The sequence below is a fragment of the Bosea sp. RAC05 genome (assembly GCF_001713455.1).
GTDB lineage: Bacteria > Pseudomonadota > Alphaproteobacteria > Rhizobiales > Beijerinckiaceae > Allobosea.
The window spans coordinates 3,428,599-3,455,285 of record NZ_CP016464.1; the positions used below are offsets into that span (position 1 = coordinate 3,428,599).

General features: G+C 68.3%; 21 protein-coding genes, 1 tRNA gene and 1 pseudogene. 11 read left to right on the forward strand and 12 right to left on the reverse strand.

What is annotated here, in order from left to right; translation table 11 throughout:
- The first annotated feature begins 95 nt into the window (after positions 1–95).
- Positions 96–1,892, forward strand: a complete 1,797-nt coding sequence (locus tag BSY19_RS19740) for a methyl-accepting chemotaxis protein (RefSeq protein WP_069055622.1) — start codon at positions 96–98, stop codon at positions 1,890–1,892.
- A gap of 143 nt (positions 1,893–2,035) precedes the next feature.
- A complete protein-coding gene (locus tag BSY19_RS19745) occupies positions 2,036–2,371 on the forward strand; it encodes a hypothetical protein (RefSeq protein ID WP_150129673.1) in 336 nt (111 codons plus the stop codon).
- Positions 2,372–3,383: 1,012 nt separating this feature from the next.
- Here BSY19_RS19745 and BSY19_RS27110 read toward each other — a convergent pair.
- Both BSY19_RS27110 and BSY19_RS19750 read right to left on the reverse strand, forming a co-directional pair.
- Positions 3,384–5,759: an SIR2 family protein gene (locus BSY19_RS27110; protein ID WP_150129674.1), complete on the reverse strand. Its 2,376-nt coding sequence runs from the start codon at positions 5,757–5,759 to the stop codon at positions 3,384–3,386.
- Positions 5,760–6,125: 366 nt separating this feature from the next.
- A complete protein-coding gene (locus BSY19_RS19750; protein WP_069055624.1) occupies positions 6,126–7,448 on the reverse strand; it encodes a serine hydroxymethyltransferase in 1,323 nt (440 codons plus the stop codon).
- Positions 7,449–7,576: 128 nt separating this feature from the next.
- Between BSY19_RS19750 and BSY19_RS19755 the strand changes: the two genes are divergently transcribed.
- Positions 7,577–8,467: a LysR family transcriptional regulator gene (locus tag BSY19_RS19755; protein WP_069055625.1), complete on the forward strand. Its 891-nt coding sequence runs from the start codon at positions 7,577–7,579 to the stop codon at positions 8,465–8,467.
- 18 nt (positions 8,468–8,485) lie between these two features.
- Here BSY19_RS19755 and cysE read toward each other — a convergent pair whose 3' ends face one another.
- Together cysE and BSY19_RS19765 are read right to left on the reverse strand one after the other, a co-directional pair.
- Complete coding sequence (gene cysE / locus BSY19_RS19760; protein WP_069055626.1) at positions 8,486–9,334, reverse strand: serine O-acetyltransferase; 849 nt, start codon at positions 9,332–9,334, stop codon at positions 8,486–8,488.
- 177 nt (positions 9,335–9,511) lie between these two features.
- Entirely contained in the window at positions 9,512–10,279 is a 768-nt protein-coding gene (locus BSY19_RS19765; protein ID WP_069055627.1) for an alpha/beta fold hydrolase, read from the reverse strand.
- 96 nt (positions 10,280–10,375) lie between these two features.
- Here BSY19_RS19765 and BSY19_RS19770 point away from each other — a divergent pair, with 96 nt between their 5' ends.
- The 4 genes from BSY19_RS19770 to BSY19_RS19785 all read left to right on the forward strand — a co-directional run bounded on the left by BSY19_RS19770 (position 10,376) and on the right by BSY19_RS19785 (position 13,367).
- Complete coding sequence (locus BSY19_RS19770) at positions 10,376–11,359, forward strand: acetyltransferase domain-containing protein (RefSeq protein ID WP_069055628.1); 984 nt, start codon at positions 10,376–10,378, stop codon at positions 11,357–11,359.
- Positions 11,360–11,432: 73 nt separating this feature from the next.
- Positions 11,433–11,684, forward strand: a complete 252-nt coding sequence (locus BSY19_RS19775; protein ID WP_069055629.1) for a zinc-finger domain-containing protein — start codon at positions 11,433–11,435, stop codon at positions 11,682–11,684.
- A 96-nt stretch (positions 11,685–11,780) separates the two neighbouring features.
- A complete protein-coding gene (locus tag BSY19_RS19780; protein WP_069055630.1) occupies positions 11,781–12,974 on the forward strand; it encodes an FAD-dependent monooxygenase in 1,194 nt (397 codons plus the stop codon).
- Positions 12,975–13,049: 75 nt separating this feature from the next.
- A complete protein-coding gene (locus BSY19_RS19785) occupies positions 13,050–13,367 on the forward strand; it encodes a hypothetical protein (RefSeq protein ID WP_069055631.1) in 318 nt (105 codons plus the stop codon).
- Between the two features lie 10 nt (positions 13,368–13,377).
- Here the strand turns inward: BSY19_RS19785 and chrA are convergent, their stop codons facing one another.
- Together chrA and BSY19_RS19795 are read right to left on the reverse strand one after the other, a co-directional pair.
- On the reverse strand, positions 13,378–14,784 hold the full coding sequence (chrA, locus tag BSY19_RS19790) for a chromate efflux transporter (protein WP_069055632.1): 1,407 nt from the start codon (positions 14,782–14,784) through the stop codon (positions 13,378–13,380).
- Positions 14,784–16,046: a hemolysin family protein gene (locus BSY19_RS19795; RefSeq protein ID WP_069057259.1), complete on the reverse strand. Its 1,263-nt coding sequence runs from the start codon at positions 16,044–16,046 to the stop codon at positions 14,784–14,786. Before BSY19_RS19795 ends, chrA begins: the two co-directional genes overlap by 1 nt.
- Positions 16,047–16,175: 129 nt before the next feature.
- Between BSY19_RS19795 and BSY19_RS19800 the strand changes: the two genes are divergently transcribed.
- On the forward strand, positions 16,176–16,850 hold the full coding sequence (locus BSY19_RS19800; RefSeq protein WP_069055633.1) for a DUF938 domain-containing protein: 675 nt from the start codon (positions 16,176–16,178) through the stop codon (positions 16,848–16,850).
- A 17-nt stretch (positions 16,851–16,867) separates the two neighbouring features.
- On the opposite strand, the gene BSY19_RS19805 is transcribed toward BSY19_RS19800, so the two are convergent.
- From BSY19_RS19805 to BSY19_RS19820, 4 genes are all read right to left on the reverse strand, one after another.
- A tRNA-Leu gene (locus tag BSY19_RS19805) sits at positions 16,868–16,954 on the reverse strand.
- An 81-nt stretch (positions 16,955–17,035) separates the two neighbouring features.
- Positions 17,036–17,698, reverse strand: coding sequence for a DUF1190 domain-containing protein (locus BSY19_RS19810; RefSeq protein ID WP_069055634.1), 663 nt, complete (start codon positions 17,696–17,698; stop codon positions 17,036–17,038).
- 28 nt (positions 17,699–17,726) lie between these two features.
- Positions 17,727–19,307 (reverse strand): AMP-binding protein, encoded by a 1,581-nt coding sequence (locus BSY19_RS19815; protein WP_069055635.1) that lies wholly within the window; start codon positions 19,305–19,307, stop codon positions 17,727–17,729.
- Positions 19,308–19,506: 199 nt separating this feature from the next.
- Positions 19,507–22,332 carry a phosphoenolpyruvate carboxylase gene (locus tag BSY19_RS19820; protein ID WP_069055636.1) on the reverse strand — a complete coding sequence of 942 codons (2,826 nt, stop codon included), beginning with the start codon at positions 22,330–22,332 and terminating at the stop codon, positions 19,507–19,509.
- A gap of 179 nt (positions 22,333–22,511) precedes the next feature.
- Between BSY19_RS19820 and rutB the strand changes: the two genes are divergently transcribed.
- From rutB to BSY19_RS19835, 3 genes are all read left to right on the forward strand, one after another.
- Complete coding sequence (gene rutB, locus BSY19_RS19825; protein ID WP_069055637.1) at positions 22,512–23,246, forward strand: pyrimidine utilization protein B; 735 nt, start codon at positions 22,512–22,514, stop codon at positions 23,244–23,246.
- A 47-nt stretch (positions 23,247–23,293) separates the two neighbouring features.
- On the forward strand, positions 23,294–24,496 hold the full coding sequence (locus BSY19_RS19830; protein ID WP_069055638.1) for a Zn-dependent hydrolase: 1,203 nt from the start codon (positions 23,294–23,296) through the stop codon (positions 24,494–24,496).
- 120 nt (positions 24,497–24,616) lie between these two features.
- Positions 24,617–25,534 carry a DMT family transporter gene (locus BSY19_RS19835; protein WP_069055639.1) on the forward strand — a complete coding sequence of 306 codons (918 nt, stop codon included), beginning with the start codon at positions 24,617–24,619 and terminating at the stop codon, positions 25,532–25,534.
- A gap of 10 nt (positions 25,535–25,544) precedes the next feature.
- Here BSY19_RS19835 and BSY19_RS19840 read toward each other — a convergent pair whose 3' ends face one another.
- A complete protein-coding gene (locus BSY19_RS19840) occupies positions 25,545–26,039 on the reverse strand; it encodes a methyltransferase family protein (protein WP_069055640.1) in 495 nt (164 codons plus the stop codon).
- Positions 26,040–26,091: 52 nt separating this feature from the next.
- Positions 26,092–26,600: pseudogene (gene gpt / locus BSY19_RS19845) on the reverse strand (xanthine phosphoribosyltransferase).
- Positions 26,601–26,687 lie beyond the last annotated feature (87 nt).

Below are 26,687 nucleotides of genomic sequence, written 5' to 3' on the forward strand. Positions count from 1 at the left end.
ACGTTGCGGCAGGCGACGAAACTGAGCCCCCTCATTTCAGAGCTCATAACAAAAATTGCGGCGCCTTGGACTGACGCCCGCCGGGAGAAAACACAATGTCGATTCGCGATCTGATGAAGATGGGCGCGCATGCCGCAGAGGCCGCCGCCATCAGGCGCACCCAGGCGGTGATCGAATTCGATCCCTCGGGCAAGATTCTGGGGGCGAACGACCTCTTCCTGCAGACGATCGGCTATGGGCTGGCCGAGATCGAGGGCCAGCATCACGCGATGTTCGTCGACGCCGGCGAGCGGGCCAGCCCGGAGTATCAGGCGTTTTGGCCACGCCTGGCGGCGGGCGAGGCGATCCAGGCGCAGTTCCTCCGCATCGGCAAGGGCGGCAGGCGCCTCTGGCTGCAGGCCGTCTACACGCCGATCCTGGATCAGGGCGGCAAGGTCAGGAAGGTCGTGAAGTTCGCCACCGACATCACCGCCCACAAGACCGCCATCGCCAACATGGAGGGCCAGCTCGCCGCCCTCGACAAGGCCCAGGCCGTCATCGAGTTCGATCTGACCGGCAAGATCCTGCACGCCAACGCCAACTTCCTGGCTGTAACCGGATACACCCTCAGCGAGATCGTCGGGCAGCACCACCGCATCTTCGTGGCCGAGGAGGAGCGCAGCGGCGCCGCCTACGGGCAGTTCTGGGAGAAGCTGCGCCGCGGCGACTATGAAGAGGGCCGTTATCGCCGCATCGGCAAGGGCGGCAAGGCCGTCTGGATCCAGGCGAGCTACAACCCGATCCTCGACGCCATGGGGGCCCCCGTGAAGGTGGTGAAATACGCCACCGACATCACGGCCAGCAAGGAGAACGAGGAGCAGATGGAGTTCGCCATCGCCGAGGTCGGCACGGTCGTCCAGGCGGCGAAGGACCGTGACCTGACGCGGCGGATCGCGCTCCAGAAGCTGAATCCCAAGAATGTCGAGCTCTGCGAGGGCGTGAACGAGCTCGTGGACACGCTGGCGAGCCTCGTCGGCCAGGTCGCCGTCGCGGCCCAGGGCATCGACACGGCCGCCAAGGAGATCTCGTCGGGTGCCGACGATCTCTCGAAGCGGACCGAGGAACAGGCCTCCAGCCTCGAGGAGACGGCGGCGACCACCGAGGAACTGGCCGCCAGCGTCAAGGCCTCCGCCAACAACGCCCGCGCGGCGGCCAACCTCGCCTCGGAGGCGACCGCAGCCGCCCAGTCCGGCGGCGACATCGCCGGAGAGGCCGTCCGGGCGATGGCCCGCATCGAGGACGCCTCGCAGAAGATCCAGGCGATCACCCGCGTCATCGACGACATCGCCTTCCAGACCAATCTTCTGGCGCTCAACGCCGCGGTCGAGGCAGCCCGCGCCGGCGACGCCGGAAAGGGCTTCGCGGTCGTGGCGAGCGAGGTCCGCACCCTCGCCCAGCGCTCCGGCGAGGCCGCCAAGGACATCTCGGCCCTGATCTCCTCCTCGAATGCGGAGGTCGGCGAGGGCGTCAAGCTCGTGCGCAAGGCCGGCGAATCCCTGACCGTCATCCTCGACGCCTCGCGGAAGGTCGCCTCGACCATCGCGGATATCTCTTCGGCCGGCGGCGAACAGGCCAACGGCATCGACGAGATGAGCCAGACCGTGGCGCATCTCGACGAAATGACCCAGTCCAATGCGGCCCTGGCGGAAGAAAGCGCGGCCTCGGCCAATGCCCTGTCCGATCGCATCGCCCAGCTCAACACCCTCGTGGCGGGCTACCGCACCGAGGCGGGTGGGTCCGTCGCGGCCGCGAGCGCGACCGGCCTGCAGCGCCAGCTCCAGTCCGCCTTCGCCCAGCCCCGGGCCGTCCGGCCGGCACCGCCCCCGCCGCGCGCCCGGCGCCGCCCCCGATGAAAAAGGCCGTCAACGCCCACGCCTCCTCCGGCTGGGACGAGTTCTGAGCGATGATCCCGGCTGCCCTCATCGCCTCATCGACCCCTCCGGCGACAATGCTGCGAAGCCCGCTCCTGCCGGCGATCAGCGAAGGCCTGGCGGCGATGCCGCCGGCCGAACGCCTGACCATCATGGTGCGTCTCGTCTCGGCGATGATCGTGGGCGTGGCCCTGTGTGCGGCCAGGCAGCCCTCCGGCCACCCCGTCAGGCTCTGTTCGCAGGATATCACCCGGGCCATCCCCGGGTTGGAGACCCGGCCGGGCGATTGTCACATCGAGCACCTCGTGCAACTGGCGGAAGAGATCGGGGCCCGCATCTGGCGTCTGATCGCCTTCCAGTCGGATCCGTCCCTGCGGTCCGATCTGTCCGACCTGGTCTCTCCGCTCTGCCGACCGGCGGAACTGGTCCAGGTCAACCCTGTGCCCTTCGCCCACGCCTGAGATCTGCTCCAAAAGGCCCGTCACCGCCGGTGGAACGAGTCGAAATCGCCGGCTCCGGGCGGCCTCCGGCCGCGTGAGACCGCCACCAGCGTTGGTCGCGGGGCTCGCGCGCCAACGGCCCGACTGAGGGGGCCGCTCACCGCATGAAATGTAGCCCCGGCGATGGAGCCAGCGTCGCCTCGCCCTCCCCCTAAACCACGCAGCCGAAATCTCCGCTGGCGCTTGCACGCCGGCGTCAACAACGAGGGGCAGCGGAGCGCCGCGAGGCGCGTAGCGTGAATTCCGCATCCGTTGAGCCAGGATGCGGCGCGGATGGATTGAGCCACCATCCGCACGCCCCGTGGCGCTCCGCTTGTCGGCGATTTCGGACCTCGGGCCGCGCTTATCGGGTCGAAGGCCAGCCTCCGCCGCGAGCCCTAGACGCCAGTTCCCCTCATCGGGTTGTCGCGCCGTCAGGCATGGGACGAAGGCGTGATGCCAGCCACCTTTCCAGCGAGCTCCTCGCACAGGGGCCGTAGTACCCCCAGGGCGGTGCCCCGAAGCCTCCCGGGACCAGCTTGCAAAGCCAGCCGCAGGCGCCGCGCCCATCCCCACCAACGGCTTGCCTTCCGGATGGCTGCCCCTCGGGGATGAGGTGGGGCGATTATGGGGGCGGTGCGGAGGGCGGGGACTAGCTCTTTGCGACAAAATGCGTCACCGCTTGGCGCTTAGGCCGAACGAGCGATACAGCAGCCAAAGAGAGCGGCACTTTCGGGCTTCCTGACGTTGAGCGCTGCTAATCAATCGGATGCCCGGCGGCGCAAACACAAGGGTCAGTCGATCATCCCTTCGTTCTGTCGAAAATCACTCGCCGCCAGTTCGGCTCAGCTTCGCTTAGCTGGCCGCCCAGAACCAACCAGCCAGGCCACAGCGCATAAAGTCATCAACTGCTCCTATACGCTGGGATTCTACAGTGTACACGCGGCAGTTCCGAACTCTCTACGACATAGAAATACTGCCTACGCAACATTATTCACCTGAGGAACAGGGTGGCAGCAGTATCAATTTTTTTCCGGGTAACCTCCGAATTGCTCGTTGCCTTGAAATCGTCCGGCAATTCAGCGAGTGTTTTGGCTACCTTCAGAACCCAGAATTGCATCGCAGTGCGCTCGCCTGACGACATATCTCCCAGTCTCTTTGCCACAAACGGCTGCACGCCGTCCAAGACACGCACAGCGAACGATCGATGACTGCTTTCGGTGAGCATCCCGTCAATTCGTTCAAGTCCTTCAAGCAGGTCATCGATGTTCCCTATTGCCTGCCCCGCAGCTTCGGCTGTTGCTACAAGCAGAGCAATGCGGAAGGCTTGGGTGTCGATTTGATAGGTCTGAAAGCCCTCGATTAATTCAGCTCTATCATAAGCTGTACGAATGTAATCTTTTGCAGGCCCAAGCTTAGGCAATTCAGCCATAACGATAGCGTATTGGAGCCAAAATAAAGGCTCTTCGTTTACCCTGTCATCATGTCTCAATCGTTCATAAATATCAATTATAAGCTGATCAACATCTCCCTTGCCACTAAGTGTCCGCCTCAGGCTCGTATACGCCATCATATTTGACATTAAAACCCTGTAAGAACGCTCAGCTCTACGCGATGCTGCCGCCAAAGTGACATCGACGACTGCGTCAGCAATATCATCGGGTCGCAAGAACGTCTTTATAACGAAATCAGAGAAGACTGCTGACCGCGCGCGGAAGCTGTCTGCAGATAAATCAAATATCTCTTTGGAAAGGGCCTCCATGGATTTGAGGGCGACGAATGGATCCTCTCCCACCACGGACCGAACAAAGCCAGCACCGACGGTGCTTTGGTGGGTGGACATAATCATCGTCATTGCCAAGATGCGGCGCATAGCGCGTGACTGAAATAGTGGCGCCAAAGCCGTCTCAATGCGCGTTCGGATTGCCCTGTTCTCGAACAGCGCGAGCAGCAGATCACGTAGATCGCTTGTTCCGCCTCCCGCTTTTGGCACTGGCAGCCCAGCGCCGCGACAAAGCCCTCCGAAGGCCGTCGTTTCAGCGCGCGTCAAAGCATTCAAGCTAATTCGGTCAAACGGCGCTGGAAGCAACTCGGTCAATTCGTGGTAGCGAACCTCGAACGTACCTGTTCTAATTTCTACAACAAATTTAGCTTCCGGCAAAGCAGCACGTAGACCTTTTATAGAATCTTGAGCAGCCGAATAATGCTCTATGAATATAACAAGTCGATCAATATCTCGAAGTGCAGCAATTTCTTTCGCAATATCAGCCTGTCCTGGCCTGAACAAAAAACAGTTCCATCTACGCACAGTCAGTTCAGACGAAAGCAGGTGTAAAAATACAGTCTTTCCATTGCCAAGACGCCCATCGACAATCAGGGAAGCCTTTCGCTCGACCACATCGGCAGCATGTCGAACCGCGTCTGCCCGAGCGATCGCGTAGCTTTCTCCAGGTTGAGATCGCGCAAGTCTAGCGGGGTCGAAATCGCCGTAAACTAGAAGATCATAGACTTCTGGTGCCGTCGGCTTCGCGCTCGCACGCTTGTCTCGCTGAGGGTCGAGCGACCGAAACGACCTAAGATTATTGAGCGTAGCGGGAGGCGGCTTGGATGCAAAACTAAGTGCATCCGCAAAACCACTTGCGCCTATGAAAAACGTGCGCCCGTAGTTTGCAGTGCGCCGAAGAAGAACGTTATCAACGATCGGCCCTTGTATAAAAGTTGTCCTCTGCGAAATTTCTTGATTTTCCATCAACAATGCGGAAATATGATAATCCGCCAAACTATACCCAACAACAAAAAATGCGCTTGCGAATGTCAAATCACGCTGAAATTGATCATACCACGGAGATTTTTCGAGATACTGCTTTACATAAGAGCCCTCTCCCAAAACAATACTAGAAAGAACATTATCTGCCGTCACCAATCTAACGCTGCCATGAAGATGGACGACAGCGCCGTGCGGAATTCTACTGGGGAGTCGCTCGGATACGTCGAATGCATTTGGCGGAGATCCCGTTTCATGCCTGTAAAATTCTACGACATCATCATAGTTAGTTGTATAAATTCGTCTCCAGTTATTTTTTAAAATCATACGTTGGCTATTATCAATGCCTGCAATACGAAATATATGATAGAGTTCATCTCGGAGTTTCTGCGGATCGTTGTCAGCGAATTCTTCCGTCAAAACTTGGAGTTCGTAGGCCGTGTCGGATGGCAACCCAAGCTGATTCACGAAATGCCGACGTAAACCAGCTCCATTCGGGGGATTACCACCGCCAATACTGGTTGCTCCCAAGCTAAAACCTGATCCTAGCAGGAGTATCGAGGTGTCTGGATCGACCGGCCCGATTTCATCGACAATATTTGTCACGACGCCCCCCCATTCAATGCGAATGGTGCGCTATACAATTAAGAACCGCAACAGCAATTTTCTAAACGGCGCGCTCCGCGGCGGCACCCCGTGCAATCGACATCATCCTAAACGATTTTTGCCAAGTTTTTTCGAACCACCGGGCTAAATGCTCTTTGCAGCATCCCATGTTGGCGTAGCTAAATGCGTTCGTAAGGCGGCACGATGCAATTCGCGCCGTTGTTTTCGGCACTACCAACCGAAACGAACGCGCCTGCTAAATCTATAGCGATTCCAGCCGGCCGCGCGACTGCGGACTTCAGAAATTACAGATACTGTAGGCTCCGCCTAAAAAGGTTGAAACTGCAAGATCCAACACTATCACCCTCACCGCATGAAATGCAGCTCCCGGAACTTCCCCCGGAACGCCGTCACATCCCGCGCAATCGCCTCCGCCGGGCGCGAGCCGTTCAGCCCCTCGGCGATGTAGGCCGCGAGTTCGGGCATGTCGGCCGGGGTCATGCCGAAGCGGACGATCTCGGGGGTGCCGAGCCGCAGGCCGTTGACGTCTCCCGCCACCTCCGGCAGCGGCAGGCCGATGCCGCAGCTCAGGATGTTGATGGCGCGCAGCTTTTGCGCCGCCGCCTGGCCGCCGCCATAGGCATGGGCCTCGATCGCGAACTGATGCGAGGTGGTGATGCCGCGCTCGCGCGCATAGACCGGGATCTGCCGCTCGCAGAGCGCCTCGCCCAGCGCCTTGGCGGTGGCCGCCATCATCTGCGCGTAGTCGCGGCCAAAAGCCTTCCAGTCGAGCAGCGTGATCGCGAGCGAGGCTGATTTCGCCGCGTCGAAATTCGCCGTCAGCCCGGGATAGGCGATGGCGTCGAGCCGCTCCGCGATGGCAGCGTCATTGGTGACGATCAGCCCCGAGGGCGGGCCGCCGAGGCTCTTATAGGTGCTCATCGTCATCAGATGGGCGCCCTCCTCCAGCGGCTGCTGCCAGGCCTGGCCGGCGATCATCCCCGACATATGCGCCGCGTCGAACAGCACGAGCGCGCCGACCTCGTCGGCAATCGCGCGGATTGCGCGGATCGGATGCGGGAACAGGTTCAGGCTCGCGCCGATGGTGATCATCTTCGGCCTCAGCCGCAGCGCATCCGCCCGCAGCTGCGCGACATCGACGGTGTAGTGGGTCGCGTCGACCGGCGCCGGATGGGTGACGATGCCGTAGAGCCCGGCCGCGCCGGCGCCGTGATGCGTGACATGCCCGCCGATCGAGGGCGGCGGCGCGATGATGCAGTCACCGGGCCTGGCCGCGACCATGAAGGCGTAGAGATTGGCGATGGCGCCCGAGGGCACGCGGATCTCGGCATATCTGGCGCCGAAGACCTCGGCTGCGAGCTCGGCGGCGATGACCTCGATCTGCTCGATCGCCTCCAGCCCCATCTCGTATTTCTCGCCGGGATAACCGAGCGAGGGCCGCGCGCCGAGCCCGGACGCCAGCGCCGCTTCGGCGCGCGGGTTCATCACATTGGTCGCAGGATTGAGGTTGAAGCAGTCGCGCTCGTGGATGTTGCGGTTCTCGGTCGTCAGCGCGGAAAGCCGCGCCTCGATCGCGTCGAGCGACTGGCCGCTGACGCCGGCGGCGATCCCGAGCACGTAGTCCTCGCTCGCGGCGGGAACCCAGTCGCGCCTGCCCAGTGCCGTCATCGCCGTTCTCCCGCCCCGCCGGGGCCTGCCTGAAACCTTTGACATAGGAGCGGTTTGCGCGGGCCGGCGCAAACGAGTATTCGTCGCTGGAAGGCGGAGAAAATCTCAGCCTCACGCCGGACGCTTCCATGGCCGTCAAGCCGCCCCGCCCCCGCCTGCCCTCGCTCAAGGCGCTGCGCGCTTTCGAGGCGGCGGCGCGTCTCGAAAGCTTCACCGAGGCCGCGGCCGAACTCGGCGTCACGCCCGGCGCCGTCACCCAGCAGATCCGCCAGCTCGAGGCCGCCCTGGGGCTTTCGCTGTTCCGCCGGCTGCCGCAGGGCGTGGTGCCGACGGTCGCCGCCCGCGAGGTTTTGCCCCGGTTGACACGCGGCTTCGACATCCTGGCCCAGGCCGCCCAGAGCCTGCGCGAGAGCGAGAGCCAGCGCGCGCTCACCATCGCTGCATTGCCCTGCATCGCCCAGCTCTGGCTCTCGCCGCGTCTGCCGGCCCTGCAGCGCGCCTGGCCGGATCTGCAAGTCTCGATATCGGCGATGGAAGCACCGCCCGATCCGCGCCGCGAGCCGCATGATCTCTCGATCTTCTACCGCGAGCCGGGTTCAGGCCTGCCCGCGCTGATGCTGGCGGGCGAGGACGCGATCCTGCCGGTCTGCGCGCCCGCGCTGGCGGAACGCCTCGGCTCGACGGCCGATCTCGCCGGCCAGACGCTGCTGCACGATGCCGTCTGGAACAGCGACTGGGCCCGCTGGCTCGCCCATGCGGGGGCGCCGCGCCACCTCGATGCGACGCGGGGCCCGCGCTTCTCGCTCTACAGCCTGGCGCTGGACGCGGCGCTGACGGGTTCGGGCGTGCTGATGGGCCGGCTCTCGCTGGTCGCGCCGCTGCTCGCGCAGGGACGCCTCGTCGCGCCGCTCCAGCCGCCGCTGCCGCTCAGCGAGCGGCTGACCGTGGCGCCGGCAACATCGGAGCGCCCGCATCCGCGCCAGGCCGAGATCGCCGCCTGGCTGGTCGCACAGGGGTGAGGCCGGAGGCCGCGCGGCTCAGATGTCGGCGCCGCAATCGCCGCCGAGGATCTGGTCCATCGAGCGCGACGGCTCGGCGCAGCCGGCCTCGCCGACGACCTTGGCCGGCACGCCCGCGACCGTCTTGTTGCGCGGCACGCTCGCCAGCACGACCGAGCCCGCCGCGACGCGCGAGCACTGGCCGACCTCGATATTGCCGAGGATCTTGGCGCCGGCGCCGAGCAGCACGCCCTTGCGGATCTTGGGATGGCGGTCGCCGCCCTGCTTGCCGGTGCCGCCCAGCGTGACGCTGTGCAGCATCGAGACGTCGTCCTCGATCACCGCCGTCTCGCCGACGACGAGCCCGGTGGCATGGTCGAGGAAGATGCCCTTGCCGATGCGCGCGGCGGGGTTGATGTCGGTCTGGAAGACCTCCGACGCCCGGCTCTGCAGATACAGCGCGAAATCGCGCCGGTCCTGTCGCCAGAGCCAATGCGCCAGCCTGTGGCACTGCAGCGCATGGAAGCCCTTGAAGAACAGCACCGGCTCGAGCACGCGGTAGCAGGCCGGGTCGCGGTCGAGCACGGCGACGACGTCGGCGCGCATGCCGGGCCCCACCGTGGCGTCGGCGGCGAGCGCCTCGGCGAAGGCCTGCTCGATCAGGTCGGCGGGCACTGCCGGGTGGCCGAGCCGCGCCGCGACGCGGTGGCTGACGGCGGCCTCGAAGCTCGGCTGGTTCAGCACGGAGGCGAGGATCAGGCTGCCCAGCGCCGGCTCGGCGGCGAGCGCAGCCTCCGCCTCGCGGCGCAGGCGCGACCAGACGGGGTCGAGCCGCTCGAGCCCGCTCGCGGGGTCGCGGGCTTCTGCGACGGAGCGTCCTGACGACATGGTTGTTCTCCGGAGAGGGTCGTTCGGCGAGGCCGATCCTAGCACCCGAGGCGGCATCGACGCCAAAGCTGTTTGAGGGCGATGGGCCACCCGCATGTGGGGCGCCGGATTCAGTTTGTCAAAACCGTTCCGCAAACACTTGTCGGAAGGGGGTTTTTGAACCGTCTCCCCGCGACCTCACAAACGCGACAGGAAGTCGAGCACCGCCTGCTTGTGGCTCTTGTCGCCGACGGCGAGGTTGTGGTCGCGGCCCTGAATATCGAAGGCCTCCGCCCCCGGAATCAGCCGCGCCAGCGCCGGACCCGAGCCCGCGACATCGTCCGTCGTGCCGACGCTGACGAGCGTAGGGACAGCGATCCGGCCGACCTCGGCCTCGCTCAACGTCTGGCGCGAGCCGCGGATGCAGGCGGCGAGCGCCTTGAGATCGCTCTTCGTCGCCTCGGCGAAGGCGCGGAACATCCGCTGCATCGGGTCGGTCAGCCCATCGAGCGAGGGCGCCTCCATGGCATCCGCAATGCCCAGCGGCAGGCCGACGCCCTCGACGAGATGGATGCCGAGCCCGCCGAGCAGGAGTGCGGTCAGCCGCTGCGGATGCGCCAGCGCCAGATGGGCGGAAATGCGCGCGCCCATCGAATAGCCCATCACCGCCGCGCGCGGGATGCCGAGATGGTCCATCAGCCGGCGGACATCCTCGGCCATGATCTGGGAGGAGTAGGCGGCGGGCTCGTAGAGCTTCTGGCTCTGGCCATGGCCGCGATTGTCGAGCGCGATCACGCGGTAGCCGGCATGGGTCAGCGTCTTCGTCCACTGCGTGTTGACCCAGTTGACCATGTGGCTGGAGCCGAAGCCATGGACCAGAACCACCGTCGCATGGCGATCCACATCACCTGTAGGCGCGAGATCGACATAGGCGAGGCTGACGCCGTCGGAAGAGAAGGTCTGCATGGCGGTCCGTTACCGTCGCGGGGAGTGCGCTCTCCCATGCCATCAACGCCCCGGCTTGGGTAGCGGCCGCAGCGCAGCCTGCCTATGAAGGGCGCCATGAGCGCTGTTTCGACTCTCTCTGCCGCCCCCTCGCCACGCCTGCGGCTGGGGGTCGTCGATGGCGCCCGCGGCCTCGCGCTTCTGGCGATGTTCGTCTTCCACTTCGCCTATGATCTCTCCTATTTCGGCCTGATCGAGACCGATGTCCCCTCCGATCCGGCCTGGCGCTGGTTCGCCAGGTCGATCGCCGGCTCCTTCCTGACGCTGGTCGGCATCAGCCTCGTCCTGGCCACCCGAAACGGACTGAACCGGCCCGCCTTCCTGAAGCGACTCGCCATGGTCGCGGGCGCCGCCGCGCTGGTGACGATCGCGACGTTCTTCGCGATGCCGCGCAGCTTCATCTTCTTCGGCATCCTGCATCATGTTGCGCTGGGCAGCGTACTGGCCCTGCCCTTCCTGCGCCTGCCGGTCGCCGCCGTCGCGACCGCCGCGATCACGGCTTTCGCGCTGCCGTTCCTCGTCGCCCATCCGCTGCTCGACCAGCCCGCCCTCGCCTGGCTCGGCTTCTCGCGCGCGCCGATCGTCACGGCGGATTTCGTGCCGGTTGTCCCCTGGTTCGGCTGCGTGCTCGGCGGAATGGTGCTGGCGCGGCTTGCGTTGCCGCGGCTCTCCGGCAGCCGCTTCGCCACCTGGCGCCCGGCCTCGCTGCCGGCCCGGATCCTCGCCTGGGGCGGACGGCACAGCCTGCTGGTCTATCTCGTCCATCAGCCGGTGTTCATCGGCGCGCTGATGCTGGCCCTGCAGCTGTCCCCGGCGCCGCCCGCCTCGCAGGAGCGCGGCTTCATGCTGTCCTGCCAGAGCAGTTGCGCCGCCGGCCCGCTCGGCGCCGAGGCCTGCGAGCGGCTCTGCGTCTGCACCGCCGATTCGCTGAAGCGGGAGGGGCTGTGGGCGGCGACGCTCGCAGACCGGCTCGACGCGGCCGGGCGTGACCGGGTCTCCGCCCTCGCCCAGGCCTGCCTGCGCCCCGGCGGCAAGCCCTGAGGCAATCGCGCACTGGCGCACCGCCCCGCGGCGCGATAGTTTGCAGTCACATCACGAAGCAAGAGCGACGATCATGGCCGATCACGGCATTCCGCATTTCCACAACGACAAGGGCGTCGCCGTCATCCATGTCGGCGCGCGCGAATTCATGTGCATCGGTGCCAAGCCGCCGTTCGACCATCCGCATGTCTATCTCGACATGGGCGCCGACCATGAGATCGTCTGCCCCTATTGCTCGACGCTCTACAAGTTCGACGCGAGCCTGAAGGCCGGCACCTGCTCGCCGCCCGAATGCGCCCATCACGAGACGGCGCAGGCCGCCTGACGGCGTCCTTCCCCTGACCCGGCCGCCCCGGCGGCCCTGCGGCGCGCCTCGCTGGGGCTGCGGCCGTCCCGCCTCGACGACGAAGGCCTGAGCCGCGTGCCCGCTCCCCATGTCCTGATCGCCGGCGCCGGCATCGGCGGGCTCACCGCCGCGCTGGCGCTGGCTCGCCGCGGCATCGCCGTCACCGTCGTCGAGAAGCGCACCGGCTTCGGCGAACTCGGCGCCGGGCTGCAGATCAGCCCGAATTCCGGACGGGTGCTCGACGGGCTCGACCTGACCCTGCCGCTCAAGCGCGTCGCCGTCTCCTCGCATGGCCTGGCGGTCCGGCGCTGGCGCGACGGCCGCGCGCTGCTGGAGATGCCGTCCCATCCCGAGCGGCTGGCGACGCCCTACCGGCTGCTCAAGCGCAGCGACCTCCATACCGTGCTGCTCGACGCCGCCCGCACCATGCCCAACATCCGCCTCGTCGTCGGCCGCGCCCTCGAGACGGTGACGCCGGAGGCCGACGGCATCTCGATCACGCTGACCGGCGCCAGCGGACAGTCGGAGCGCCTGTCGGGCCTCGCCCTGATCGGCGCCGACGGGCTCTGGTCGCGCGTGCGCGATGCCGTCGGCGACACCGCTGCGCCGGTCTTCACCGGCTACGAGGCCTGGCGGGCGCTCGCGCCGCCCACCGAGCGCGGCCCGGCGCGGGTCCAGCTCCATCTCGGAGACGGCCGCCACGCCGTGCATTACCCGGTCGCGGCCGGGCGCGAGACCAATCTCGTCATCGTCCGCCGCAGCCCGGAGGCGCGCGAGGGCTGGTCGCGCGAGGGCGATCCGCGGGTGCTGGCCAGCACCGTCGCCCAGGCCTCGCAGGGACTGCGCGAGCTCGTCGCCGCGGCCTCGGGCTGGCAGGTCTGGTCGCTGTTCGACCGCAGGCCGGCGGCGATGGCGAAGGGCCCCATCGCGCTCCTGGGCGATGCCGCCCATCCCATCCTGCCCTTCCTCGCCCAGGGCGCCTCGCTGGCGATCGAGGATGCGGCTGTGCTGGCGCGGCTGCTCGCGCAGGCGCTGGAAACAGACGGGCCGATGGCCGTTTCCGCCGCCCTGTCCGCCTATGCCACCGCCCGCGCCGCCCGCGCCGCCCGTGTCCAGGAGGCGAGCCGCGGCAACGGCCGCAACTTCCATCTCGGCTGGCCGCTCGCCATCGGCCGCGACCTCGCGCTCCGCCATCTCGGCGCCGAGGGTCTGAGCCGGCGCTATGCCTGGCTCTATGACTGGCAGGATGGCGCCCGCGACGCGGGCTGAACCGGCGGTGCCGGGTGATCTCGCCTTCGCCGCAATTCGTACCTAGCGTGGGGATGAGGCGAGGAACGAAAGCAGATGATCCGGGTCAATTTCTCCGAGCAGATCGGCGGCCGGGCCGCCGCGATGCCGCGCTGGGCCGCCTGGCTGGCGATGGCCGCGAGCCTCGTGATCGGCGTCGTGCTGTTCCTGCTGGCCGCCAGCCTGGCGCTGATCCTGCTGCCGGTCGCAGCCGTGGCCGGCGCGATCGCGGTCTGGCGCCTGCGCAGCCGCATGAAGGCTGCGGGCTTCGGGCAGCCCGGCGCCTTCTCCGAGCGCTCGCCCGCGCCCGCACGCGGCGAAATCATCGACGCCGAGTACCGGATCATCGAATCCGGCGAGCCCCCGCGCCGCTGAGGGATACCGTTCAGGCCGGCAGGCGGGTCAGCAGCACGCCCGCGGCCCCGCAGACGGCGAGCGTCGGGATCATCCCGACCTTGAAGCGCAGCATCGCGACCATCGCGCCGGCACTGAGCAGCGCCGCGCGCCAGTCGAGCGACGCCAGCACCGGCCAGTCCGGCGAGAGCCCGAACAGGGCGACCGGGCGGACCTCCCTGAACAGGACGTGCAGGCCGAACCAGAGCGCGAGGTTCATGATCACGCCGACCACGGCGGCCGTGATCGCGCCGAGCGCCGCCGACAGCGCCTTGTTGCCGCGCAGCGCCTCGACATAGGGGCCGCCGAGGAAGATCCACAGGAAGCAGGGCGCGAAGGTCACCCAGAGCGTCAACAGCGCGCCGAGGCTACCCGCCAGCAGCGGCGGCAAATCGCCGGCCCCGCGCATGCCGGCGAGAAACCCGACGAATTGCAGCACCAGGATCAGCGGCCCCGGCGTCGTCTCGGCGAGGCCGAGCCCGTCGATCATCTCGCCCGGCCGCAGCCAGCCATAGGTCTCGACCGCCGCCTGCGCGACATAGGCCAGCACCGCATAGGCGCCGCCGAAGGTGACGACCGCCATGGTGCTGAAGAAGCGCCCGAGCTGCGTCCAGACGCTGCCCTCACCCGTCCAGAGCCAGAGAACGAGCACCGGAGCGAGCCAGAGCGGCAGCCAGATCGCCAGCGTCCGCAAGGCGCGGCCGGTCGAGGGCCGGACATGGTCGAGTTCGCCGCGCGCGAACAGCGCGTCGACGACGCCCGTGACATCGGGCCCGGCCCGGCCATGGCCCGCCTGTGCCGAGAAGAGCGCCGGGCTCAGCCGGTGGCCGGCCCAGCCGATCAACCCCGCCGCCAGGATGATCGCCGGAAATGGCACCTTGAACAGGAAGATCGCGAGAAAGGCGGCGACTGCCAGCGCCACCATCGCCCGGTTCTTCAGCGCGCGGCGGCTGATCCTTAAGCCGGCCTCGATCACCACGGCGAGCACCGCCGCCTTGATGCCGAAGAACAGGCCGTCGACGAGCGGCACCTCGCGATAGAGCACATAGAGGATGCTCAGGCCCAGCATCACCGCCGCGCCGGGCAGGATGAAGAGCAGCCCGGCGATCAGCCCGCCGAGCGTCCGATGCATCAGCCAGCCGATATAGACGGAGAGCTGCTGCGCCTCGGGGCCAGGCAAGAGCATGCAGTAGTTCAGCGCGTGCAGGAACCGCGCTTCGCCGATCCAGCGGCGCTCCTCGACCAGCTCCTTGTGCATCAGCGCGATCTGCCCGGCCGGCCCGCCGAAGGAGAGCAGGCCGATGCGCGCCCAGACGCGGGTCGCCTCCGCCAGCGTCGGCAGCTCGGCCGGGGCCGCGGCCTCCGCAGCCGAATCGCGCGCGGCGTCCCTGGCGGCCATCAATCGATCCGGCTGACCAGGACCTTGTCGATGCGGCGACCGTCGAGATCGACGACCTCGAAGCGCCAATGCCCCTTCTCGAAGACCTCGCCGACGACCGGCAGATGGTTGAGCTCGGCCAGGATGAAGCCGGCGACCGTCTGGAAATCGGCGTCGCGCGGAATGTGGATGCCGAGCTCGTGCGAGAATTCGTCGACCTGCATCCAGCCCGCCACCAGCCAGGAGCCGTCGGCGCGCGTCACGATCGGAGGCTCGTCCTCTTCCTCCTCCTGGAAGGCGCCGATGATCGCCTCCAGCACGTCGCCGGGCGTGATGATGCCCTCGAAATGCCCGTACTCGTCGAAGACCAGCGCCATATGGACGCGCGAGGCGCGGATTTCGCGCAGCACCTGCAGAGCGCCGGCCGTGTCCATCACCACAGGCGCCTCGCCGACCAGCCCGCGCAGATCATGCGTGCCGCCATCCGAGAGAAAGTCGATCATCTCCTTGACCAGGACGACGCCGATGATCGAATCCGCCTCGCCATCCTGCACCGGCAGGCGCGAGCGCCGCGTCGCGCGCAGCTGCTCGCGGATCTCGTCGGCACTGTCGCCGAGATCGATCACCTCGACCTCGCGGCGCGGCGTCATCAGCGCCCGCGCCGAGCGGTCGGCCAGGCGCATCACGCCGGAGATCATCTCGCGCTCGTCGCGCTCCAGCACGCCGGCCGTCTCGGCCTCGGCGATGATGGTGCGGACCTCTTCTTCGGTGACCTTCTCCTCCGACTCGCCCTTCTGGCCGAGCAGGGCCAGCACCGCCCGCCCCGAAATGTCGAGCAGGAAGACCAGCGGCGCGCCGACCCTGGAGAGCAGCAGCATCGCCGGGGCGACGCGCGCCGCCACCCGCTCGGGATCGCGCAGCGCGATCTGCTTGGGCACGAGCTCGCCGATGATCAGCGAGAGATAGGTGATAGCGACGACGACGAGGCCGACGCCGAAGCCGTCCGAGACGACCTGCGAGAAACCCTGCCCGACCAGCCATTCCGACAGCCGCGCGCCCAGCGTCGCGCCCGAGAAGGCGCCCGAGAGCACGCCGACGAGCGTGATGCCGATCTGGACGGTCGAGAGGAAGCGGCCGGGATTGTCGGCCAGGCGCAACGCGGTCGTGGCGCCCTTGCTGCCCTGATCGCTGAGAACCCTGAGGCGGGCGGGACGGGAGGAGACAACCGCGAGTTCGGACATGGCGAGCAGACCGTTGATGACGGTCAGGGCCACGACGATCAGAATTTCGGTTAACAAAACCAGTCCGCATCATGCAGAGCCGCGGCGATGGCGGCCTGCTTCCTCGCCCCTTATAGCGGATGTTGCGCCTCTGGCGATGGTTCGCACCGATTTTTTTGAGAAGGGCATGCGATGACGCAGACGAGGCCGAGTCCCTGGGATCCTGCCGCCGCCCCGGCCGAGGCCGACCGCCGCCTGCATGCCCCGGCGGTGGCGCGCAACCGCGACGCGATCCGCGACACGCTGCGCCCGCTTCTGCCCGACAGCGGCCTCGTCCTCGAGATCGCCAGCGGCTCGGGCGAGCACATCGTCCATTTCGCGCAGGCCCTGCCGGCCCTCACCTTCCGGCCGAGCGACCCGGCGCGAGAGGCGCTGGCCAGCATCGCCGCCTGGACCGCGCAGGCGGGCGCGACCAACGTCCTGCCGCCGCTGCGGATCGACGCCGCCGATCCCGTCTGGCCCGCGACCCTGCCGCCCGGCGAGACGCCGGCCGCGATCCTCTGCATCAACATGATCCACATCGCGCCCTGGGCGGCCACGCAGGGGCTCTTCCGTGGCGCGGGCGCGCTGCTTCCGGCCGGCGCGCAGCTGATCCTCTACGGCCCCTTCCGCCGCCCCGGCCGCCCGCTCGAGCCCGGCAACGCCGCCTTCGACGAAAGCCTGCGCGAGCGCGACCCGGCCTGGGGCCTGCGCGACCTCGGCGAGGTCAAGGCGCTGGCGGTGGCGGCCGGTTTCGGCGCGCCGGAGGTGATCGAGATGCCCGCGAACAATCTGACGGTGGTGTTCGGGAAACAGGCCGGGCGCTGACCCGACGACGGAACCCTTGGTGCGGACGGCGGGGATCGAACCCGCATAGCCTTGCGGCTGAGAGATTTTAAGTCTCTTGCGTCTACCAGTTTCGCCACGTCCGCCTGAGGCAGAGCGGTAGCCGCCGCGGGCGCGGGGCGCAAGCGCCTCGGCAGGAACCCTGGCAGGCGGCTTGGGCCGGAGGCTCAGTTCCGCCGCGCCGGCTTGTACCATTCGACGCCATCGGGATCGACATAGAGGCCGGGCGCGACGTTGGAGCCGATCGGCTTCTGCTGCATCGGCACGCGCACCGTGTCGTCGCGGTCACCGCGCTTCACATAAGGCGCGCTGCCGTGCTGGCCGCTCCCGCCCGGCCCGTGGCCGCGCGACGCCGCGAGCCCGATCGTGCCCTGGCGCCCGGCAACCTTGTCCTGCAGCTCGGTGACGGTACGCCCGGCGAAAGGCGGCCGCCCACCGCCCTCGATCACCGGCCAGGCGCGCCGCGCGGCGCCCTCCCCGGTGACCCGCACCCCGGTGAAGCGCGGCACATAGGTCGCGCCGCCCTTGCCGAAGCTCTCCCAGCCGCCGGTCGCGACCATCTGCGCGCCGCAGCGCTTGTGGCTGCGCTCGCACAGCGCCCGCGAGGCGTAGCGCGGCGCCTTCTGCTCGAATTCGGCGCGCGCGTTGCGATAGGCGAATTCGCATTGCTCTGCCGTCAGGATGCCGCCGGCGATGCACTCGTCGCGGCGCTCATAGACCGCCCCGCGCTCCTGCGCCGCGAGATCGGCCGGCGCGAGAAACAGCAGCGGCGCGAGGGATGCGGCGCGCAGGGCCGCCAGCAACGGCGCAGCGGAACTGATCAGAATCATGCGCCGCACCATCATCACGATTGTGGCTTTACAGCAGCGAGCGCCGCGAGCGCGCCAATTCGAGCGTGGCGCCATAGTCGATCTTGCCGCTGCCGAGCACGGGAATCGAGTTCGTCACCAGGATGGCGCGCGGCACCCAGAGCTCCGGGAAGCCCTGCGCCTTCGCCGTCTCCTGCAGCACGCTGCGCTCGGCGTTGGGCTTCTCGGTGACGAGCACGAGCTGCTCGCCCTTGCGGGCATCGGGCAGCGCCACGACGACATGGTTGCAGTCCGGCCAGAGGCCGGACACCATCGATTCGACCGCCGCCAGCGAGACCATCTCGCCGCCCAGCTTGGCGAAGCGCTTGGCCCGGCCCTTGATGACGACGAAGCCGTCGTCGAGCGTGACGATGTCGCCGGTGTCGTGCCAGCCGCCCTCGGGCGGCACGAGCACGCCCGGCCGGTCGGCGCTGAGATAGCCGGCCATGATGTTGGGGCCGCGCACGCAGAGCTTGCCGCCCTCATGGATGCCTTCGACCGGCTCCAGCCGCGCCTCGATGCCCGGCAGCAGCCGCCCGACGCTGCCCTCGCGCATCGCCACCGGCGTGTTGCAGGCGAGCACCGGCGAGCATTCGGTGCAGCCATAGCCTTCGAGGATCGTGGTGCCGTAGGGCTCCCACATCCGCCGCGTCTCCGGCTTCACACGCTCGGCCCCGGCCACGACATAGCGCACGCTCTTGAGGTCGTCGGGGTCCGCAGCGCGGGCGTAACCCTGCAAAAACGTGTCGGTCGCGAACAGGAAGGTGCAGCCGGTCTCGCCGATCAGCTTCGGCACCTGCTTGTAGTGCAGCGGGCTCGGATAGAGCACGACCTTCATGCCCGACAGCAGCGGCATCAGCATGCCCGCCGTCAGCCCGAAGGAGTGGAAGGCCGGCAGCGGGTTCATGACGATGTCGCGCTCGGACAGGAAGCCCGCGGCCAGCGCGAAGATCTGGCGCGCATTGGACACCAGATTGGCGTGGCTCAGCACCACGCCCTTCGGCTTGCCCTCGGTCCCCGAGGTGAACAGGATCACCGCCGCCTCGTCGGGCGCGGCCGCGTAAACGCGATGCACGAAGCCCGGCACGAGGCTCGACAGCGCGCCCAGCGCCTTGTCGAGGCTGGTGATCTCCTTGCGGACGTCTTCGAGATAGACGACCCGCCTGTTCTCACCGAGCGCCTCCAGCTCGTCCTCGAGCTTGGCCTGGTCGACGAAGCGCCGCGAGGTGACGATCGTCTTCAGCTCGGCGAGTTCGCCGGCCGCCCGCAGATTCTTGACGCCGGCGGTGAAGTTCAGAAGCGCCGGCACGCGGCCGAAGGCCGACAGCCCAAACAGCGTCACCGCGAGCGCCTGCACATTCGGCAGCAGCACGCCGACATGCTCCTTCGGCTGCGTGTAGCCCGCGAGCTTGCGCCCGAGCACGAGCGCGCCGAGCACGAGGTTGCCATAGCTGAGCGGCTTTCGCTCGGCATCCTCGACTGCGACGCAGCCCTTGCCATGGCGCGAAACCGCCTGCAGCAGGGCCTGGAACAGGGTGATCCGTGCGCCCGCCGCATCGAAGACGGGCAGGTGTCGTTCGGTGTCGGCCATGCTTGGCTCGGCTCCCGGCTGGCGTTTCCTCTCAGCCTAGGTAAGCCGATATCCTGAGGATGCAACGACGATCGAAGACCGCACTCGCCGTCATTGCGAGCGAAAGCGAAGCAATCCAGCCCCCGCAGCGCTCGACGTCCCCCTGGATTGCTTCGTCGCGACGCTCCTCGCAATGACGGATGCAGCCAGATCTGAATCCCTATCCGAAGGCGCCGATCTCGTGCTGGATCGCGCCGGAGATCTCGCGCAGCAGCTCGAACAGGCCCTGCATCGGCGCGATCACGTCGCGGTGCAGCGCCTCATAGGTGCCGGTCTCGCGCGGGCCCGGCGGCTCGCCGAAATCGAGCCCGATGGTCGGGTCGGGTCGCAGCGGGAAGATGTCGGCGAGCAGCGCCAGGCAGGCCGGCACGTCGAGCCGCAGCAGCCGCTCGACCAGCACCTCGCGGGTGATGCCGGCATGGGGCCGGAAATCCGGGATATGGCTGGCGCGCAGCCAGATGCCGTGCATCGCCGCCAGCCGCAGCGCATGCAGCGCCACCAGCCGCGCCGGCATCTCCGGCACATCGGTCGCAGCCGTCCGCAGCTTCAGCGCGTCCGAGGACAACCGCCAGAACAGGCTGCGCAGCGAAGGCGCGAGATCGAGCCGCGACAGCGCCTCGCCGACCGCGAGCAGCTCGTCTCGCCGGCCCTCGCGCACGGTGCGCCGCGCCCGGTCGAACCAGCTGCCGGGGTCGAGCGAGTCAAGATAGGCGCGCAGCACGTCGAGGTCGCTGGCGGCGAGCGCATGCTCCGCCAGGCGATAGGCCCGGTCGAAGCGGTCGGAGCGCTCGCGCATCGCGTTGAACAGATCGGGCGCGCGCGCCGCCGCCTGGCCGATGCCGTGGACGCTGTTGGCGAGCCAGCCGAGCTGCTGCAGGATCGCGTTGTTGGGGATCGCGCGCAGCTCGCGCGGATGGCGGATACGCGTCGGCCCGCCGGCATCGCTCTGGCGCGCGGCGGGGCGCGAGCCGGTCTTGTCGAGCAGCGAGGGGCCGAAGGTGCCGATCAGCGCGGCATAGCCGGGGTCGTCGACCAGCGCCGTCATTTCCTCGCGCACGGTCTGGAAGAACTCGCTGGCGAAGTCGGGCTCGTCATAGATCGGATCGGCGACCTCCTCCGCCACGGGCACCAGCACCGCTTCCGCGATGCGCCCGACGGTCGCCGCCGCCAGCAGCGGCGTGCCGAACATCAGATAGCCGTCGCTGCCCTGGAAGCTGGTTTCGCGCACCGAGCGCAGGCCGGCCCTGGCGAAGGCCGCGCGCGCCCAGGCGGGTTCGAGATAGGCCAGCCGGTCGGCGAGGCTGCCCGGATGGGCGCCGCGCCCGGCGGATTCGCCATGGGTGTCGAAGATGACGAGCTCGACCTCGGCGAGGTCGTAGCGGCGCAGCAGCTCGCAGATGCGGATGCGCAGCCGCTCGATCCAGAAGGTCGCCGCGACCTGCCCGATATAGCGGCCGGAATCGGAATAGCCGAACTGCACGCAGAAGCGGCCATGGCGCTTGAGATAGGCGCGGAAATGCGGGCTGCGCAGCGCCTCGTCGATGATGCGCGGCCCCTGCTCCAGCGCGTCTTCCGTCTCGAACAGCGGCGAGATCTCGACGCGGTCGGCGATGCCGAAGCGGCTGGCGAGCCAGAGCGCGCAGAGCAGCGTGTAGCCGGTCTCGGTCTCGGCCACGAGAAACCGCACCGCCTTCGTGCCATCCACATGCTTCACGATCTGCGCGATCGTCATCAGCATGCGCGTCGCCGAGGCGCGCTCGGCCGCCAGCGCGCCGAAATCAACCGCGATCGGCGCGACTTTCGCCAACAAACCGTTCACCGCCGAGAGAAAGGCGCGTCGCTGCGCCGGCTGCGTCGGCTCCTCGTCGAGCGGGATCACGCCGCGCATGGCGTTGTGGAGCTGCGAGGCGTTGAGCCGGAAATGCGGCAGCGCGATCGAGACGCCATGGGCGACGCAGCCGGCCCTGACCAGGCAGAGCGCCATCGTCGTGTCGTCGTCGCCAGACAGCGCGATGGCCTCGTCCAGCGCCGCGATCAGGCGCGATGCTTCGGGCAGCGCCGCCTCGCGCTCGTTGACCAGCGCCAGCGCGAAGGTCTGCAGCGCCGGCAGGGCCGGCTGAGTCGTGATCGGCGGCGCCAGCGCCAGCTGCCGCTCGACCGCCGCCAGCGCCGTGCCGACCAGCTCGCGCACGGCGGCGGTTGCCGGCACGGCCGGCAGCTTCTCCAGGATGCGCGCGAACTGGCCCTGCTTCGATTCCAGCCGGTAGCGCAGCGTGTCCCACCAGCCGATATCGGTGCGCCCGTCGGTGTCGCAGCCGACCCAGGAGGCGAGGATGACCGGGCACGGCGCCAGTTCGTGCCAGCGCTCGGGCGCGAGCCCCTGCGCAGCCCGCAGCAGCGCGGCGTTCAGGCGGTCGATCGCGTCGCGGGCGTGGCGCACGGCATAGCGCGCCTGCTCGAACTCGTCCTGCAGCGTGATCCGCCCATCGGGCCGGAAGGACAGCGCGGCATCGCCGATCACCGCCTCGCCGCCCGCCTCCCCGCTGGCCTGCGCGGCGAGCGCATGGGCGAGCCTGCGGCTCATGCCGAAGGTCGGATGGGCCGTGAAGACGGCCGCGAAGCGCAGCCGCTCGACGGCCTCGCGATAGGCGGCCACCGGATCCGGCGCGCCGCACGCAGCGCCCGAGAGCATTCCGGCGAGCGCGGCGAAGGCGGCCTCGCCATCGCCGTCGAGCCCGACATAGGCCGCCAGCCGCCCGGCGCGCTGGCGCAGCGCCTCCCGCCCCAGCTGCCGCACCAGCGCGCAGGCCGCCTCGACGTCGAGCTCGCCACGGTCCATCCGCCGCGTCAGCCACAGCGTCACGCGCAGGACCGGGTTGCCGAAGGGGTCCTCGCGCGCATCGCCCCGGGCCTGGGCGATCTCGGCCAGCAGCCGCGCGGCCAGCGCCGCTTCGTCCCCGATCGCGCTCTCGACCCCGTCATTCATCGCTCATCCTCCCGGAATCGGCCGAGGCAAATTTCAGACCGGCCCGTTTCAGGCCGGAACCGCACGGGCGCGCAAGGCGGCACGGCATGGCTCTTGCTGGCAACGCCCGCCCGTCTTGCCGGTCCCGCCCGGCATGCGATGCTCGCCCGCGCCCCGTCCATGCCTTGCCGGAGATGCCGATGCACGCCTTGTCCGCCGCAGGTCTGCCCGAGCCTGACACGACTGCCGCCTCGATCGTCCTGCCGGCCCGGCCCGAGCCGCTGCGTCTCGATCCCGGCCGCACCGCGCTGATCGTCGTCGACATGCAGAACGCCTATGCCTCGGCGGGTGGCTACATCGACCTCGCCGGCTTCGACATCGCCGGCACGCCCGCCGTGGTCCGGCAGGTCGCGCTGGCGGCGGACGCGGCCCGCCGCGCCGGCATCCCCGTGATCTTCCTGCAGAACGGCTGGGACGCTGAGTATCGCGAGGCGGGCGGCCCGGGCTCGCCGAACTGGCACAAGTCGAACGCGCTGAAGACGATGCGCCGCAAGCCCGAACTCGACGGCAAGCTGCTGGCCAAGGGCGGCTGGGACTATGCCATCGTCGATGCGCTGACGCCGCAGCCGGGCGATCTCATCGTGCCCAAGCCGCGCTACAGCGTCTTCTTCAACACCAACATCGACAGCCTGCTGCGGGCACGCGGCATCCGCAATCTGGTCTTCACCGGCATTGCCACCAATGTCTGCGTCGAATCCTCGCTGCGCGACGCCTTCCATCTCGAATATTTCAGCGTCGTGCTGGAAGATGCCACCCATGCCGCCGGGCCGGACTTCGCCCAGAAGGCCGCGCTCTACAACATCGAGACCTTCTTCGGCTGGGTCTCGACCGTCGCCGATTTCGCCGGCGCGGTCTGCCAGCAACCGCCCGCCTGAGCCTGAAACACCCCTCGCCGCCCCGCCTGCCCGAAAGCGAGCCCGCCATGTCTGCCGTCGACACCGAAGCCTTCCTGCGTGATCTCTACGAGCTGCGCGCCATCGGCACCTTCAAGTCCGGGGTCCATCGCCCGACCTATTCGCCCCAGGACATGGAAGCCCGCCGCTGGCTGATGGCCAAGCTGACCGAATGCGGGCTGGAGGCCTCGATCGACGGCATCGGCAATGTCTATGGCCGCCATCCCGGCCCCGGCCCGCATCTGCTCGTCGGCAGCCATATCGAATCGCAGAACGAGGCCGGCTGGCTCGACGGCGCGCTCGGCGTCGTCGCCGGCGTCGCTCTCGCTCGGGCAGGCCTGCCCGTCGATGTCTGCGCCTTCGCTGATGAGGAGGGTCATTTCAGCCTCAGCCTGCCCGGCAGCCGCTCGATGATCGGCGATCTCACCGAAGAGGCGATCGACGGCGCCCGCAATCGCACCGACGGCACGCCGCTGCGCGAGGCCCTGCGCGCCGCCGGACTCGAGGGCCTGCCGCGCCGGCAGCTCGAGATCGGCCGCTACAAGGGCTATTACGAGATGCATATCGAGCAGGGCACGCAGCTCGAAGAGGCGGGCCTGCGGCTCGGCGTCGTCACCGGGATCGTCGCGATCTGGCAGTGGCGCATCGTCGTCGAGGGCCAGCAGGACCATGCCGGCGGCACCACCATGGCCGAGCGGAAGGATGCGGGCTTGAGCGCGGTCAGGCTGCTCGCGGCGATCGACGCCGAGTTCCCACGTCTCGTCGGCGAGCGCACGACCTGGACCACCGGCCGCTTCCGGCTCGAGCCCGACGCCCCCAACATCATCCCCGGCCGCGCCGAAATCCTGTTCCAGTTCCGCGACGTCTCGGTGGCGGTGCTGGAGCGGCTGGAGGCGGGGCTCAGGTCGCTGGTGCAGGAGGCCAACCGTCGCGAGCGCTGCAGGATCACGCTCTCCTCCGTCTCGAAGGCGGTGCCGGCGCTCTGCGACCCCGCCATGATGCAGGCCCTTTCCGAGGCCGCCGAAGCCGTCGCGCCCGGCGCCTGGCAGACCATGCCGTCCGGCGCCGGCCATGATGCGCAGGTCATCGCCCGCACCATGCCGGCCTCGATGCTGTTCGTGCCCTCGATCGGCGGCATCTCGCATCACTGGACCGAGGACACGAAGGACGAGGATCTGGCGCTCGGGATCGAGGTGCTGCACGGCGCGGCCGGGCGCTTCCTGGCGGGGTAGACCGCGCCGGGCGCAGGGTTGCGTCACTGCTGGCGCCCCTTGCCCGGCGGCGACCGCGCCCGCATAGGAGCCGGCACAGCCGGAGCCGTTCTCCGGCCCCGTGCCTTGCGAAAGCCCCTCGTGTCAGACCTCGCCTCTCCCGCTCCGGCCGCCCTGGCGCGCCGACGCCTCTGGCTCGGCATCGGCTGCGGCCTGCTGACGAGCCTGATCTGGGGCGTGCAGTCCGTGGTCTCGCGCCAGTCGGTGGCGGATGGGCTGAGCGCGGCCGACGTCACCATCCTGCGCTTCGTCGTGGCGTCGCTCATCCTTCTGCCGCTCGCGCGGCGGCGGATGCGGCCCTTTCCGGTCGGCGCGCTCGGCTGGCGGCGCGCGCTGATCCTGACCGCGCTGGCCGGCGCACCCTATGCCCTTGTCCTCGTCGGCGGCGCGACCTTCGCCCCGGCGCTGCACGCCTCGGTCATCGTCCCCGGCCTGATCCCCGTGATGACGGTGGCGCTGGCCTTCCTCGTGCTGGGCGAGAGACCGGGGCCGCTGCGGCTGCTCGGCCTCGCGCTGGTGCTGGCCGGCATCGGTGCCTTCGGCTGGCAGGCCTTCGGGGAATCGGGCGCGGGGGCCGGCGCCTGGATCGGCGATCTCTTCTTCGTCACCAACGCGGTGATGTGGTCGGTCTTCGGGCTTCTGGCGCTGCGCTGGCGGACGGACGCGATCGACGTCACCATCGCGACCTGCCTGCTCTCGCTGCTGATCCTGCCGGTGTTCGCGGCGACCATGCCGATCCGGCTCGGCGAGGTCGCCTGGTCGGCGATCGCGCTGCAGGCGCTCTATCAGGGCGCGCTGGTCGGCGTCGGCGCGCTGTTTCTCTACACCAAATCGGTCGAGCTGCTGGGCGCCGGGCGCGCGACGCTGTTCCTGCCGCTCAACCCGGTCGTCACCGCGCTCGCAGCGATCCTGCTGCTCGGCGAATATCCCTCCCCCATCGAGGTCGCCGGCATGGTGCTGGTGATCGCCGGCATGAGCGTGGCGCTGCGGGCGCGATAAGGCAGACGCGTCAGTGCCGGCCGATCCAGCGGCGCACCCGGCCGCGATAGGCCAGCCAGGCCGGGCCGAACAGCGCCTCGAGATGGCGCTCCTCGCGCGCGATGGCGAGCTTCAGGACCAGGGCCGCGGCGACGAACCCAGTCACGATCAGCCAGAGATTGCCGAAGCCGAGGCCGGCCCCGACCATCATCAGGGTGTTGCCGAGATAGATCGGGTTGCGGCTGATCGCGAAGGGCCCGCTCTCGACCAGCGCAGTCGCGGCGCGATGCGGCAGGATGTTGGCCCGCGCCCTTGCCATCGTCGCCATCGCGGAGAGGTCGAAGCCGGCGCCGACCGCCAGCAGCGCCCAGCCCAGGGGGCCGAGCCAGCCCGCAAGCGCGCCGTCGGGCGCAGGATACGGCAGCGGCAGCAGCCTCTGCAGCGCCATCGCGATCAGGATCGCCCCGCCATAGAACAAGGGTGGCCAGGGAATGCGGTTGGGCCGCTCCGTCGCTGCGTCGCTCATCGCGATCTCCTCGTGACGGTGGCGGCCGGCCCGCCCTCAGCCCGTGTGATCCTCAGCCCTTGTGATCCTTGGCGATGGGCTCGACATAAGCCAGCCCCATATCCCAGGGAAAATAGATCCAGGTGTCCTGGCTGACCTCGGTGACGAAGGTGTCGACGGTGGGCACGCCGGCGGGCTTGGCGTAGACCGTGGCGAAATGCGCGTTCGGCAGCATCTCCCGCACGACGCGGGCGGTTTTGCCGGTGTCGGTGAGGTCGTCGACGACGAGCACGCCCCGGCCCCGGCCGTCGCCGATCGCCTTGATCGAGGGGCGACGTCCTTGAGGACCTTGAGCTCGGTCTGGTTCTTGTAGTCGTGATAGCTGGCGACGCAGACCGTCTCGATCAGGCGCAGGCCGAGTTCCCGGCAGATGATCGCCGCCGGCACCAGCCCGCCACGGGTGATGCAGACGATCGCCTCGAAAGGCCCCTTCTCCGCCAGCCGCCAGGCGAGCGCCCGGGCATCGCGGTGGAACTGGTCCCAGGAAACGGGGAAAGCCTTGTTGGAGGTCGGCTCGGCCATGGCGCGGAGGCTCCGGATCGGTGCGGGGCGAATTGCCCTTCAGCCCGTGGCAAAACCCTATCGGCGCGCCGCTGGCAAGAGGCCACG